Annotated in this window: 13 protein-coding genes; 5 read left to right on the top strand and 8 right to left on the bottom strand. The window is 56.3% G+C overall.

Annotated features, from left to right (window positions below):
- Positions 1–10: 10 nt before the first annotated feature.
- The 6 genes from IM267_RS08745 to syd all read right to left on the bottom strand — a co-directional run bounded on the left by IM267_RS08745 (position 11) and on the right by syd (position 5755).
- Entirely contained in the window at positions 11–1351 is a 1341-nt protein-coding gene (locus tag IM267_RS08745) for an enolase C-terminal domain-like protein (protein WP_193033255.1), read from the bottom strand.
- Entirely contained in the window at positions 1351–2706 is a 1356-nt protein-coding gene (gene gudP / locus IM267_RS08740; protein WP_063451910.1) for a galactarate/glucarate/glycerate transporter GudP, read from the bottom strand. Before gudP ends, IM267_RS08745 begins: the two co-directional genes overlap by 1 nt.
- A gap of 294 nt (positions 2707–3000) precedes the next feature.
- Complete coding sequence (locus tag IM267_RS08735) at positions 3001–3450, bottom strand: flavodoxin (RefSeq protein ID WP_063869327.1); 450 nt, start codon at positions 3448–3450, stop codon at positions 3001–3003.
- Positions 3451–3465: 15 nt separating this feature from the next.
- The gene (truC, locus tag IM267_RS08730) at positions 3466–4251 is read right to left on the bottom strand and encodes a tRNA pseudouridine(65) synthase TruC (protein ID WP_193033199.1); all 786 of its coding nucleotides are present in this window, start codon (positions 4249–4251) and stop codon (positions 3466–3468) included.
- The gene (locus IM267_RS08725; RefSeq protein ID WP_063869323.1) at positions 4248–4577 is read right to left on the bottom strand and encodes a YqcC family protein; all 330 of its coding nucleotides are present in this window, start codon (positions 4575–4577) and stop codon (positions 4248–4250) included. Before IM267_RS08725 ends, truC begins: the two co-directional genes overlap by 4 nt.
- Positions 4578–5209: 632 nt before the next feature.
- On the bottom strand, positions 5210–5755 hold the full coding sequence (gene syd / locus IM267_RS08720) for a SecY-interacting protein (RefSeq protein WP_193033198.1): 546 nt from the start codon (positions 5753–5755) through the stop codon (positions 5210–5212).
- 69 nt (positions 5756–5824) lie between these two features.
- On the opposite strand from syd, the gene queF reads away from it, so the two are divergent.
- The 5 genes from queF to xni all read left to right on the top strand — a co-directional run bounded on the left by queF (position 5825) and on the right by xni (position 12240).
- Positions 5825–6667, top strand: a complete 843-nt coding sequence (gene queF, locus IM267_RS08715; RefSeq protein ID WP_193033197.1) for an NADPH-dependent 7-cyano-7-deazaguanine reductase QueF — start codon at positions 5825–5827, stop codon at positions 6665–6667.
- 116 nt (positions 6668–6783) lie between these two features.
- Positions 6784–8148 (top strand): nucleotide 5'-monophosphate nucleosidase PpnN, encoded by a 1365-nt coding sequence (gene ppnN, locus IM267_RS08710; protein WP_193033196.1) that lies wholly within the window; start codon positions 6784–6786, stop codon positions 8146–8148.
- 504 nt (positions 8149–8652) lie between these two features.
- Positions 8653–9942, top strand: a complete 1290-nt coding sequence (sdaC, locus tag IM267_RS08705) for an HAAAP family serine/threonine permease SdaC (protein ID WP_063869315.1) — start codon at positions 8653–8655, stop codon at positions 9940–9942.
- Between the two features lie 62 nt (positions 9943–10004).
- Complete coding sequence (locus IM267_RS08700; RefSeq protein ID WP_022649219.1) at positions 10005–11372, top strand: L-serine ammonia-lyase; 1368 nt, start codon at positions 10005–10007, stop codon at positions 11370–11372.
- A 112-nt stretch (positions 11373–11484) separates the two neighbouring features.
- Positions 11485–12240, top strand: coding sequence for a flap endonuclease Xni (gene xni / locus IM267_RS08695; RefSeq protein WP_193033195.1), 756 nt, complete (start codon positions 11485–11487; stop codon positions 12238–12240).
- Between the two features lie 56 nt (positions 12241–12296).
- Here xni and rlmM read toward each other — a convergent pair whose 3' ends face one another.
- Together rlmM and IM267_RS08685 are read right to left on the bottom strand one after the other, a co-directional pair.
- A complete protein-coding gene (gene rlmM, locus IM267_RS08690; RefSeq protein WP_193033194.1) occupies positions 12297–13397 on the bottom strand; it encodes a 23S rRNA (cytidine(2498)-2'-O)-methyltransferase RlmM in 1101 nt (366 codons plus the stop codon).
- Positions 13390–13785 (bottom strand): DUF423 domain-containing protein, encoded by a 396-nt coding sequence (locus tag IM267_RS08685; protein ID WP_003862756.1) that lies wholly within the window; start codon positions 13783–13785, stop codon positions 13390–13392. Before IM267_RS08685 ends, rlmM begins: the two co-directional genes overlap by 8 nt.
- Positions 13786–13801 lie beyond the last annotated feature (16 nt).

The raw sequence follows: 13801 nt of genomic DNA, 5'->3' as shown, positions 1-13801 counted from the left end.
GATCCTTTTTTCAGTGACGTCCAAAAACAGGGCGCTTACGGTCAAATGTCCAGCCGGGGATAAGGTACTGCATCGGGCCCGCGTCGTTGCGCGCGCCGCCCGGCAATTTTTTATACGCTTCATGCGCCTTGTGGATCTGATCCCAGTCAAGCTCCACGCCCAGCCCCGGCGCATCCGGTACGGCAATGGTGCCGTTTTTGATTTCAAGTGGATTTTTGGTCAGGCGCGCCTCGCCCTCCTGCCAGATCCAGTGGGTGTCGATGGCGGTCGGGTTGCCCGGCGCCGCCGCGCCAACGTGGGTAAACATCGCCAGCGAAATGTCGAAATGGTTATTGGAGTGGCAGCCCCAGGTGAGCCCCCAGTCATCGCACAGCTGCGCCACGCGCACCGCGCCGGAAAGAGTCCAGAAGTGCGGGTCTGCCAGCGGAATGTCCACCGCATTCAGCATCACCGCGTGACCCATTTCGCGCCAGTTGGTGGCGATCATGTTGGTTGCGACCGGCAGTCCGGTGGCGCGGCGGAACTCCGCCATCACCTCGCGGCCAGAGAAGCCCTGCTCCGCGCCGCACGGATCTTCCGCGTAGGTCAGCACGTCGCCCAGCCCTTTGCACAGCGCGATAGCTTCATCGAGCAGCCATGCGCCGTTCGGATCGACGGTGATGCGCGCCTCCGGGAAGCGTTTTTTCAACGCCCGTACGCTGTCAATCTCCTGCTCGCCCGGCAGGACGCCGCCTTTCAGCTTGAAGTCTTTGAAGCCGTAGCGATCCTGCGCCGCCTCTGCCAGGCGTACCACCGCCTCAGCGTTGAGCGCTTCCTGATGACGCAGGTGATACCACTCGTGGCTACCTGGGGAGCGATCCAGATACGGCAGATCGGTTTTAGTCCGGTCGCCAATGTAGAACAGATAGCCCAGCACCGTTACCGCATCACGCTGTTTGCCAGGCCCCAGCAGCTCGCAGACGGGCACGTTCAGCGCCTTGCCCAGTAAATCAAGGAGAGCCGCCTCCAGCGCCGCCACCGCGTTAACCCGCAGTTCAAAGGTCCAGGCGCCTTTACCGAAGGTATCAAAATCCGCCGACTGGTTGCCCTTATGCACGCGCTGGACCACCTTGTTCAGGCGGGCGACCTCCTGCCCAACCACCTGCGGGATGGCGTCGACCAGCGTCTGGTAAATCACCTCTCCGCCGGGCGCTTCCCCGACGCCGGTATTTCCTGCACTGTCGGTCAGCACCACGATGTTGCGGGTAAACCAGGCGTTATGCGCGCCGCCAATGTTGAGCAGCATGCTGTCCTGCCCCGCCACCGGGATGACCTTCATCTCCGTTACGACAGGGCTTGATTGCGTTGTCATCATCCGCGCTCCCCAACAGGTTTCAGTTCGATACGTTTGATATCGCCCACCAGCACCAGGTAACTGAGTACCGCCACCAGCGCATGGACGCCAACATAAATCAGCGCGCCGTTGAACGAGCCGGTGGTGCCGACGATGTACCCGATAGCGATTGGGGTGACAATGCCGGAAATGTTGCCAAACATGTTGAACAGACCGCCGCTCAGGCCGCTGATCTCTTTCGGCGCGGTGTCTGCCATTACAGCCCAGCCCAGCGCGCCAATGCCCTTACCGAAGAAGGCCATCGCCATAAAGCCGATGATCATCCACTCCGCGCTAACGTAGTTACAGAACACCATGGTCATGGAGAGCAGCATCCCGAGCACGATGGGCGTTTTACGCGCAATGTTCAGCGAACCGGTACGACGCATCAGCCAGTCGGAAATAACCCCGCCGAGGACCCCGCCCACAAAGCCACAGATGGCCGGTACGGAGGCGACAAACCCCGCCTTCAGAATCGACATGCCGCGCGCCTGCACCAGGTAAACCGGGAACCAGGTGATGAAGAAGTAGGTTAACGCGTTAATGCAGTACTGGCCGAGATAGATGCCGATCATCATACGTGAGCCGACGAGCTGCTTGATCTGCGCCCATTTTTGGCTGAACGGGACCTTAGCCTTTTGGGTTTTCTGATCCATGTTGATCAGCGCCCCGCCTTCCGCAATATAGTCCAGCTCTTTCTTGTTCACGCCCGGGTGCTGGTTTGGTTCGTGGATCACCTTCAGCCAGATGAAGCTGATGACGATCCCCAGCCCGCCCATGAAGAAGAAGACGTGTGACCAGCCCACTTCATGCGTCAGCCAGCCCATGATGGGCGCGAAAATGACCGTTGCAAAGTATTGCGCCGAGTTAAAAATGGCTACCGCCGTTCCCCTCTCCTGCGCCGGGAACCAGGCGGCCACGATGCGGCTGTTACCGGGGAAAGACGGCGCTTCCGCTAAGCCCACCAGGAAGCGGAGGGTAAAGAGCGCGATGATGATGCCGAAGCCGCTGAAGATATCCACGAAGCCCTGCAACAGGGTGAACATCGACCAGATAAAGATGGACCAGAAGTAGACCCGTTTTGAGCCGAAGCGGTCAAGCAGCCAGCCGCCAGGGATTTGACCGATAACGTAGGCCCATGAAAATGCGGAGAAAACATAACCCATACCAACCGGATCGAGCCCGATGTCTTTTGCCATCTCAGAGCCGGCAATGGACAACGTGGCGCGGTCGCCGTAGTTGAAAGACGTGACGATAAACAGCATCACCACTATCCAGTAGCGAGCGTTGGTGCGCTTCTCAGCGCTGCTCGCCGCGTGGCTTAATGTACTCATTGTTGCACTCCTGAAACATAGCTTTCGCCTGGTTCATTCTGTACAGCACCTGTAGGGTAATCAGAATGAGAGATTGGTGTTTGGTTTTGGTACGGCATCAAGCCGTTTTATAGTGACGAGAAAAGTATATGAAGGAGTGATGCGTTCTCTCACCGTGCAGGAACACAACATTGAAGCATGCAGGGAACGTGGTTTGGGGCATAAGCCCAAAGTGATGGAAGATACTTCACGGAATTGAGGATTTGGTGCGGCTTCGTTGCCGGGTGGCGGCTACGCCTTACCCGGCCTACGAAACTATTTAAGAAGCGTTGCCCAGTGTTCAACCCACGGGTTCGACACGCTTTCCGGTTCAGGGTGCTCACCTGCGTCGATCAGCAGCATCTCGCCGACGCGCTGAGCGCTCTGTTCCTGCAACAGTGCATCGAACTGCTTGCCGCCGCCGCAGAAGTTTGCATACGAGCTGTCACCCAGCGCGATGATGCCGTAATGCACGTCAGGCTGGTAGCCAAGCCGATCTTTAATCCCCTGGAAAAGCGGCATGATGCTGTCCGGCAAATCGCCCTGCCCCGTGGTCGAGGTCACGATAAGAATGTATTTATCGGCGTACTTTTCCCAGTCTGCCAGCTCCGGATCTTCATAGACCGTGGCTTTATGGCCCTGATTGACGAGGATTGCTTCCGCTTCCTCCGCCACCAGCAGTGAGTTGCCGTACATCGTGCCGACAAAAATACCTACTTCAGCCATGCTTTGCTCCCGTCATTATTGCGCTTGCTGTTCATCCTGAACGTTGCCTGCGTCAAACTCAACCCTTTCATTTTCGGGGAGTTGTCCCAGCCAGCCAAACTGTGACAGCGCCTGCATCCAGACCTCATCCAGCCCCGCACGAATAGTCAGCGGTTCGCCGGTAAACGGATGCGTCAGGCGCAGCTCGCTGGCGTGCAGCATCAGCCGGTTACAGCCAAAATGCTCTGCCGCACTGCGGTTCTGGCGCAGATCGCCGTGCTTGCTGTCGCCGATAATCGGATGGCGCAGGTGCGCAAGGTGGCGGCGAAGCTGGTGCTTGCGCCCGGTTTTGGGCAAAAGCTCAACCAGACCGTAGCGCGTGGTAGGAAATTTGCTGGTCGCCACCGGCAGTTCTGTGGTCGCCATACCGCGATACTCCGTCACCGCAGGCTGCGGGCCTTTATCCTCGCGGGCAAATTTATCGGCGATTTTATCCAGTTCCTCCACCAGCGGATAATCCAGCGTGGCGGAATCCGTCAGCCAGCCGCGCACAATGGCGTGGTAGCGCTTCTGGATCTGGTGCTGTTCAAACTGCTGCGACAGCAGGCGCCCGGCCTCGCTGGAAAGTCCCATCAGCAGAATGCCAGAGGTTGGCCGATCCAGACGATGGGCAGTGAAGACGTGCTGACCAATTTGATCGCGCACGGTTTGCATCACCACCACTTTCTCATCGCGATCGAGCCAGCTTCTGTGTACCAGCCAGCCGGACGGTTTATTCACCGCCACCAGCCACTCATCCTGATACAGGATCTCAAGCGTCATGCATCGTCACCGGCGAAAAGCGTATCCAGCTTTTCCAGCTCAACCAGCATAACGTCGCGCGCGGGGTGGGTCGCCTCCAGCGCCATTTCGTAATAGGGAGAGACGGCAAACGCCTGGGGCAACGCGTGTCCCCCTTCCAGCAGCGCATGCATGCGCGGAATCAATACCCACTGGAGCCATTCGAACGGGGACAGCGTATCCAGACAAAACGGTTGGGTGCTGGCGAACGCTTCTGGCTGCGGCGCATTGTCCTGCCACAGCTGATGCTGGCGCATAAGGGCTTCGATGGCGTGCAATTGCGCACGAACGCTATCGTGATGCGTCATAGTAACCTCAACTGAAAAACGGAATGGCGCGAAGCATAGCATTGCGGAAGGCAGAAATAAAAAAAGGGAGCACTGTAAAAACAGTGCTCCCGGTTCGTTTCGCAGCATTCCAGCTACAATACGTGCTCCCTGCTCATCCGTGACAACTTTTCCTGATGCCCGAAGGCCTGGTCATCCCTTTACCTTTTGCTTCCTGCTCACATCGTCCTGATGTGTAGGTTTCATCCTGAAACGTCCTGGCCATCCTGACCCACCGACCATCCTGACCGGCTCTCGTTCTCCTTCCTGGAGGTGTCCCTTACGCATCCTGCGTGATCCACTTTGCTTCATCCTGAAGCCTTCCTGCGGCGTCGTCCTGACGTGTCCCTGATAAGAAACGCCATCATCCTGATGTTCGTTTCTTGCGTCGGCATCCTGTCGACAGAGATAGAATCCGCTATTCTGCGTCGTCTTACAACCCACCTTGTGCGCAGTGTAAGCCAGGCGAAACGGGCGTCATCGATTAAGAAAATCGCTAACCTGTTGAAAGAAAAGTTAATATTAATCTTAAATCCATAAGACAATGCTAATTGTTTCGGCGATGTCTCACAGAGCGTGTAAGAGATCTCTCACACGCCCAGTAGCATCATGGATTACAGAAGCGGCTCAAGGCGGGTGAGGAAATCCGCAAGTGAAGGCGCGAGAACGTCGCGATTGTGGGTGCCGAGCGTCTCTTTAATCACCTCGCCAGAGAGGTTGCAGACAGAAATGACGTCCAGTTCACTGTCGAGCGTCGCAATAAAGAGAGTCGGAGAGAGCTTAAGGCGTTTTTGCGTGACCAGGTGACCAATGAGGTTTTCCTGAACGCGCTGAAGATCGTCTTCGCTCCAGGTTTGCAGCAGCGTCAGCGGCTGTCGTGCAAAGCATGCCGTCATATCCCCGGCAAACTGCGTGGTATAAAACGCATGAAGCGCAGGTTGTACCACAATGTCCATGGCGCGTTCAACCGCATTTACGTTCTGCTCGCCCGCGAACGGTTTCGGTTGCCAGAGTACGTAATCATCCTGCGAAGCGATAATGCACGGTGACGGCACGCCATATAATTCAGTGCTTTGCGGCCACGTCCCCCGCTTTTCATGCCAGGCATCGCAATAGCGGGTCGTGAAGGCAGTCAGGGCATTTGCAGTTTCGATATCCACCGATTTCTCTCTTCTTGTAAGACAGGATAAACTCAGCCCCTAAGTGTACCTGTAAAGTGGCTATGAAACATGTCTTACGAAAATCATCAGGCGTTAACGGGCTTAACGCTGGGTAAATCGACCGATTACCGCGACACCTACGACGCAAGCCTGCTTCAGGGCGTGCCGCGCAGCCTGAACCGCGATCCGCTTGGCCTTCATGCCGATGCGCTGCCGTTTGTTGGCGGCGATATCTGGACGCTGTATGAACTCTCCTGGCTGAACGCGCGCGGGCTGCCGCAGGTGGCCGTGGGCCACGTTGAGCTGGACTACGCCAGCGTGAACCTGGTCGAGTCCAAAAGCTTTAAGCTCTATCTCAACAGCTTCAACCAGACCCGATTCAACAGCTGGGACGAGGTTCAGCAAACGCTGGAGCGGGATTTAGCCGCCTGCGCGCAGGGGAACGTATCCGTCTCGTTATACCGTCTGCACGAGCTGGAAGGACAGCCCATTGCCCATTTCCACGGCACCTGCATCGACGACCAGGATATTGAGATAGAGAGCTACGAATTTAGCACCGACTACCTCGAAAACGCGGCGAGCGGAAAGCGTGTGGACGAGACGCTGGTCAGCCACCTTCTCAAATCCAACTGCCTCATTACCCACCAGCCGGACTGGGGCTCCGTTCAGATTCAGTATCGCGGCCCGAAAATTGACCGGGAAAAACTGCTGCGTTACCTGGTGTCGTTCCGCCACCACAACGAATTCCACGAGCAGTGCGTGGAACGTATCTTCAATGACATCCAGCGTTTCTGCCAGCCTGAAAAGCTGAGCGTTTATGCCCGCTATACCCGTCGTGGGGGTCTGGATATCAACCCGTGGCGCACCAATACCGATTTTGTGCCTGCCACCGGACGGCTGGTACGCCAGTAAGATAAATATTTTCACAATATGCGGGCGGTATTCCGCCCGAAGTGTTGTGAAACGTCATAAGCCAGGGCTATTGTAATCAACAGGGAAAGACGATAATCGTCCCATAAGGAGCTCACTTGATTACACATATTAGCCCGCTTGGCTCTATGGATATGTTGTCGCAGCTGGAAGTGGACATGCTTAAACGCACCGCCAGTAGCGACCTTTATCAACTGTTTCGTAACTGTTCACTTGCCGTACTGAACTCCGGAAGCCTGACCGACAACAGTAAAGAGCTGCTGTCCCGCTTCGAAAGTTTTGATATCAACGTGCTGCGCCGCGAACGCGGCGTGAAGCTGGAAGTGATCAACCCGCCGGAGGACGCTTTTGTCGACGGGCGTATTATTCGCTCACTTCAGGCCAACCTGTTTGCCGTGCTGCGCGATATTCTGTTTGTTAACGGACAGATCAGCAACGCCGGTCGTTTCCAGTATCTTGACCTGGAAAGCTCCGTTCATATCACCAACCTGGTCTTTTCCATTCTGCGTAACGCCCGTGCCCTGCACGTGGGCGAGGCGCCGAACATGGTCGTCTGCTGGGGCGGTCACTCCATTAACGAAACCGAATACCTGTACGCCCGCCGCGTGGGGACTCAGCTTGGCCTGCGCGAGCTGAACATCTGTACCGGCTGCGGCCCTGGCGCGATGGAAGCGCCGATGAAAGGTGCGGCAGTAGGACACGCGCAGCAACGCTATAAAGATGGTCGCTTTATCGGCATGACCGAGCCGTCGATCATCGCCGCTGAGCCGCCTAACCCGCTGGTTAACGAACTGATTATTATGCCGGATATCGAAAAGCGTCTTGAGGCGTTTGTCCGTATCGCGCACGGCATCATCATCTTCCCGGGCGGCGTAGGCACGGCGGAAGAGCTGCTTTATCTGCTGGGGATCCTGATGAACCCGGCCAACAAAGACCAGGTTCTGCCGCTGATCCTGACCGGCCCGAAAGAGAGCGCCGACTACTTCCGCGTGCTGGACGAGTTTATCGTGCATACGCTGGGTGAAGACGCGCGCCGTCACTACCGCATTATCATTGACGATGCCGCTGAAGTGGCCCGTCAGATGAAAAAAGCGATGCCGCTGGTGAAAGAGAACCGTCGTGATACCGGGGATGCCTACAGCTTTAACTGGTCCATTCGTATCGCACCGGATCTCCAGATCCCCTTCGAGCCGTCGCATGAGAACATGGCGAACCTGAAACTCTATCCGGATCAGCCGGTGGAAGTGCTGGCTGCCGACCTGCGTCGCGCCTTCTCCGGCATTGTGGCGGGGAACGTGAAAGAGGTGGGGATCCGCGCGATTGAAGAGTTCGGGCCGTATAAGATCCACGGTGACCCGGAGATGATGCGCCGTATGGATGACATGTTGCAGGGCTTTGTCGCCCAGCACCGCATGAAGCTTCCAGGCTCCGCCTATATTCCGTGTTACGAAATCATCAAGTAAAGCGTCATTTCCTCCCACTCAAGCCGGATCGTCATCCGGCTTTTTTATTAGTGATGCAATTCATAGCGCTCTTAAATGTTATTAGCAAATCTGACGCCAACGCAAACGATTACCTAGTTTCTGAAACCGTAAATAATCAGCCTTAATCAAAATTACCCGCCAGAAAATACTAAAATCCCATTTCTTTATAGCGAAAGACACCTATCTCGCGGGCCAGCCTTTTCTAAATCATGTTGTTAATGGTAGCCTTCGCGCCCGTAAATTCTCTTTGATGTTTTTTTAACAGATAATTGGTCTAAAGATGCCCACATCATAAGTGGATTATTGCATTTGGGATCGCGATCACTGATAGATTCATAACTAGAATGTATCTTTCCGCCCGCCAATAGTTACGGGCAAAAATTATTAAAAAACCGTCACTGAACGAATTTCATATTACCGTCAGGCACTTTTTCATCGGATTTGACTAAAAACCTGACAATTTGCTTCCTCCAGGAGATACAGATGGAAACCACTCAAACCAGCACCGTTGCTTCGATTGATTCCCGAAGCGGTTGGCGCAAAACGGATACCATGTGGATGCTTGGCCTTTACGGCACGGCAATCGGCGCTGGTGTACTGTTCCTTCCTATCAACGCGGGCGTCGGCGGTCTGATCCCGCTGATCATCATGGCAATCATCGCTTTCCCGATGACCTTCTTTGCACACCGCGGCCTGACCCGCTTCGTGCTGTCCGGTAAAAACCCGGGCGAAGACATCACTGAAGTCGTTGAAGAACACTTCGGCGTTGGCGCAGGTAAGCTGATTACCCTGCTCTACTTCTTCGCGATTTACCCGATTCTGCTGGTTTATAGCGTCGCTATCACCAACACCGTTGAAAGCTTCATGATGCATCAGCTTCAGATGACCCCGCCGCCGCGCGCGATCCTCTCCCTGATCCTGATCGTGGGTATGATGACCATCGTGCGCTTCGGCGAGCAGATGATTGTGAAAGCGATGAGCGTGCTGGTATTCCCGTTTGTTGCGGCCCTGATGGTGCTGGCGCTGTACCTGATCCCACAGTGGAACGGTGCTGCCCTGGAAACCCTGTCTCTGAGCAGCGCATCCGCGACCGGTAACGGCCTGCTGCTGACCCTGTGGCTGGCAATCCCGGTAATGGTATTCTCCTTCAACCACTCACCCATCATCTCCTCCTTCGCGGTAGCGAAGCGTGAAGAGTACGGCGACGGCGCAGAGAAGAAGTGCTCCAGCATCCTGGCTCGCGCGCACATCATGATGGTACTGACCGTAATGTTCTTCGTGTTCAGCTGCGTGCTGAGCCTCTCCCCGGCGGATCTGGCGGCGGCGAAAGAGCAGAACATCTCTATTCTGTCTTACCTGGCAAACCACTTTAACGCACCGCTGATTGCGTGGATGGCACCGATTATCGCGATTATCGCCATCACCAAATCCTTCCTGGGCCACTACCTGGGCGCACGTGAAGGCTTCAACGGTATGGTGATTAAATCTCTGCGCGGTAAGGGCAAGAGCATTGAAATCAACCGTCTGAACAAAATCACCGCGCTGTTCATGCTGGTGACCACCTGGGCGGTAGCCACCCTGAACCCAAGCATTCTTGGCATGATTGAAACCCTGGGCGGCCCGATTATCGCGATGATCCTGTTCCTGATGCCGATGTACGCGATTCAGAAAGTGCCTGCGATGCGCAAATACAGCGGCCATATCAGCAACGTCTTCGTTGTTGTGATGGGTCTGATTGCCATCTCCGCTATTTTCTACTCGCTGTTCAGCTAATACCTCCTGCGCCGTCTGCGGACGGCGCACTCCTCCCCTCTGACTGAAGCAATGGACGCATCATGATTAGCGTATTCGATATCTTCAAAATCGGTATTGGTCCTTCCAGCTCTCACACCGTCGGACCAATGAAAGCCGGTAAACAATTCACGGATGACTTGATTGCACGCGGCATTTTGCACGACATCACCCGCGTGGTTGTCGATGTATACGGTTCCCTTTCCCTGACCGGTAAAGGCCACCATACCGATATTGCCATTATCATGGGCCTGGCGGGTAACCTGCCGGATACCGTTGATATTGACTCCATTCCTGGCTTTATCCAGGACGTGAACACCCACGGTCGTTTGCTGCTGGCCAACGGCGAGCATGAGGTTGAATTCCCGGTTGACCACTGCATGAATTTCCATGCGGATAACCTGTCGCTGCACGAGAACGGCATGCGCATTACCGCGCTGGTCGGCGATAAAGCGGTTTACAGCCAGACGTATTACTCCATCGGCGGCGGGTTTATCGTCGACGAAGACCATTTTGGTCAAACCAACGGTTCCGCCGTTGAGGTGCCGTACCCGTACAAAAACGCGGCCGATTTACAGCGTCACTGCCAGGAGACGGGGCTCTCTCTCTCCGGCCTGATGATGAAAAACGAGCTGGCCCTGCACAGCAAAGAGGAGCTGGAACAGCACTTCGCTAACGTCTGGGAGGTGATGCGCAGCGGTATTGAGCGCGGGATCACCACCGAAGGCGTGCTGCCGGGTAAACTGCGCGTTCCGCGTCGTGCGGCTGCGCTGCGCCGCATGCTGGTCAGCACCGACAAAACCACCACCGACCCGATGGCCGTCGTCGACTGGATCAACATGTTCGCGCTGGCGGTGAACGAAGAGAACGCTGCGGGTGGCCGCGTGGTGACCGCGCCAACCAACGGCGCGTGCGGGATTGTTCCGGCGGTACTGGCGTATTACGACAAGTTTATCCGCGAAGTGAACGCAAACTCACTGGCGCGCTATATGCTGGTTGCCAGTGCGATTGGCTCTCTGTACAAGATGAACGCCTCCATTTCCGGTGCGGAAGTGGGCTGTCAGGGTGAAGTGGGCGTAGCCTGTTCTATGGCGGCGGCGGGTCTGGCTGAACTGCTGGGTGCAAGCCCTGCACAGGTCTGTATTGCTGCGGAAATCGGAATGGAGCATAACCTGGGGCTGACCTGCGACCCGGTCGGCGGACAGGTACAGGTACCGTGCATCGAGCGTAACGCCATTGCCTCCGTGAAGGCGGTGAACGCGGCACGTATGGCGCTGCGCCGCACCAGCGAACCGCGCGTCTGTCTCGATAAGGTTATCGAAACCATGTACGAAACCGGTAAAGATATGAACGCCAAATACCGCGAAACCTCTCGCGGTGGCCTGGCGATGAAGATCGTCACCTGCGATTAAGCCGGTCAGGAAGCCTCGTTTTGCGAGGCTTCTTCCTGTTTTCCCTCAAGCTATTCGTTTCCCCCTGCCGACAGTGATACCCTTTATCCATTAGCTTTAAGGGAGAATATCTGTGGCTGTTCATTTACTTATCGTCGACGCGCTCAACCTGATTCGCCGGATCCATGCGGTACAGGGCACACCCTGCAAGGACACCTGCCTGCACGCGCTGGAGCAGCTTATTCGCCACAGCGAGCCGACGCACGTCGTGGCCGTGTTTGACGACGAAGCGCGCAACAGCGGCTGGCGACATCAGCGTCTCCCTGACTACAAGGCCGGACGCGCGCCGATGCCGGACGATCTGCACGCCGAAATGCCCGTTATTCGCGCCGCCTTCGAACAACGCGGGGTTCCCTGCTGGGGCGCGCACGGCAACGAGGCTGACGATCTGGCCGCAACGCTGGCGGTGAAAGTCGCGAGCGCCGGGCATCAGGCGACCATCGTTTCAACCGACAAAGGCTACTGCCAGCTTCTCTCTCCCACGATCCGCATCCGCGACTATTTCCAGAAACGCTGGCTGGACGCGCCCTTTATTGCCGGGGAGTTTGGCGTCTCGCCGGAACAGCTGCCTGACTACTGGGGGCTAACGGGAATTAGCAGCTCCAAAGTACCGGGCGTCGCCGGCATTGGACCAAAAAGTGCCGCACAGCTGCTGACGGAGTTTCAAAACCTGGAAGGCATTTACGCCCGGCTGGATGAGGTACCGGAAAAGTGGCGCAAAAAGCTGGAGGCACACAAAGAGATGGCGTTTATCTGCCGCGAGGTGGCGACACTACAGACGGATTTACAGCTGGACGGGAATTTACAGCAGTTACGGTTAGAGCGTTAAAACGATTCACGGTTTTGTAGGCCCGGTAAGCGTAGCGTCACCGGGCATTACAGACGTTATCGCTCGTCGCGACGCCCGCCCACGGCCGCCCACCAGCGACGAATGTGTACCGTCACTTCTTCACGATCGTGATACAGCTGTCGTGCCTGGATTTCCGCGTTAATGCCATGTTCGTCCAGCTGCTGCTGAATATAAGCCAGGTTCTGCGACACCTCTTCGTAGCGCTTTTTCATCGGCAGCTTGAGGTTGAAAATCGTCTCACGACACCAGCCGTTTACCAGCCAGGAGGCCATCAGCGCCGCGACTTTCGCCGGTTTCTCTACCATGTCGCACACCATCCAGGAGATGTTGTTGCGGTTCGGGCGATAGCGGAAACCGTCCTCGCGCAGCCAGGTGACCTGCCCGGTATCCATCAGGCTTTGCGCCATTGGGCCGTTATCCACCGAGGACACCCACATGTTGCGTTTCACCAGCTGATAGGTCCAGCCGCCAGGGCACGCCCCGAGATCGACCGCATACATGCCGTTTGCCAGGCGTTCGTCCCACTCGTCGGCCGGGATAAAGACGTGGAACGCCTCTTCCAGCTTCAGGGTTGAACGGCTCGGCGCGTCCGCCGGGAAGCGCAGACGCGGGATCCCCATAAAGAACGGCGAGTTGTTGGTGGTATACGAGTAGCCTGCGTAGCAACACCCTGGCGCAATAAAGAAGATATGCACGACCGGACGCTTTGGCGTTTCGTAGTTTGTCAGCACGCCCGCATCGCGCAGCGCCGCGCGCAGCGGCACGGTGAACTTGCGGCAGAACTTCATCAGCTCTTTGCTTTCGTTGGTGTCGGCCACTTCCACGCGTAAATCGCCACCCTTCTCCACCACGCCTTGTAACATGCCCACAATCGGCGTGATGCGATCGTCCGATGGGAGATCTTTCAGCAGTTCACCCGCGACAAACATCTGGCGGGCAAAAATCAGCGAGCTGAACGGCAGCTCGCGCGCCAGCTTGTCGGCATCATCAGGCTGATAGCATTCAAATACCACATAGCCCGCGTTCTCTTTGACGCGAGCAAATCCGAAGACTTCACGCTTCCCCGCTTTATCGGTGATTTCCGCGGCACACTCTTTCTCAAACCCCGGGCGACAATATAAAACAACCTTATTCATGAACAACGCCCTTGCGTTTCAGACGGATAGCTCCGATAAACATTAATACCCACCCCGCCAGGAAGCTGACGCCGCCGACAGGTGTAACAAACGCCCACAGGCGTAAATGCGACAGCGCCAGGCAGTAGAGGCTGCCGCTGAACAGTACGGTACCCAGCGCCAGAAAGACGCTGCTCCAGTAGAACCAGATGCTGATGCGGCGTTGCATCGCCACCGCCAGCCCAAATATTGCCAGCGTGTGGAACGCCTGATATTCAAGGCCGGTCTGGATCCAGCCCATCTCCACAACGCCCAGAGATTTGCTTAACACATGCGCGCCAAACGCGCCCAGAGCTACAAAAATAAAGCCACTTACTGCGGCGAAAATCAGCATGAATCGGCTGGTCATGTTTAAGTCCTGAATT

Source organism: Enterobacter cloacae complex sp. P15RS, assembly GCF_014895905.1.
GTDB lineage: Bacteria > Pseudomonadota > Gammaproteobacteria > Enterobacterales > Enterobacteriaceae > Enterobacter > Enterobacter quasihormaechei.
Note: the sequence above shows the minus strand (reverse complement) of the source record. Positions and strands in the feature narration are given on the sequence as shown.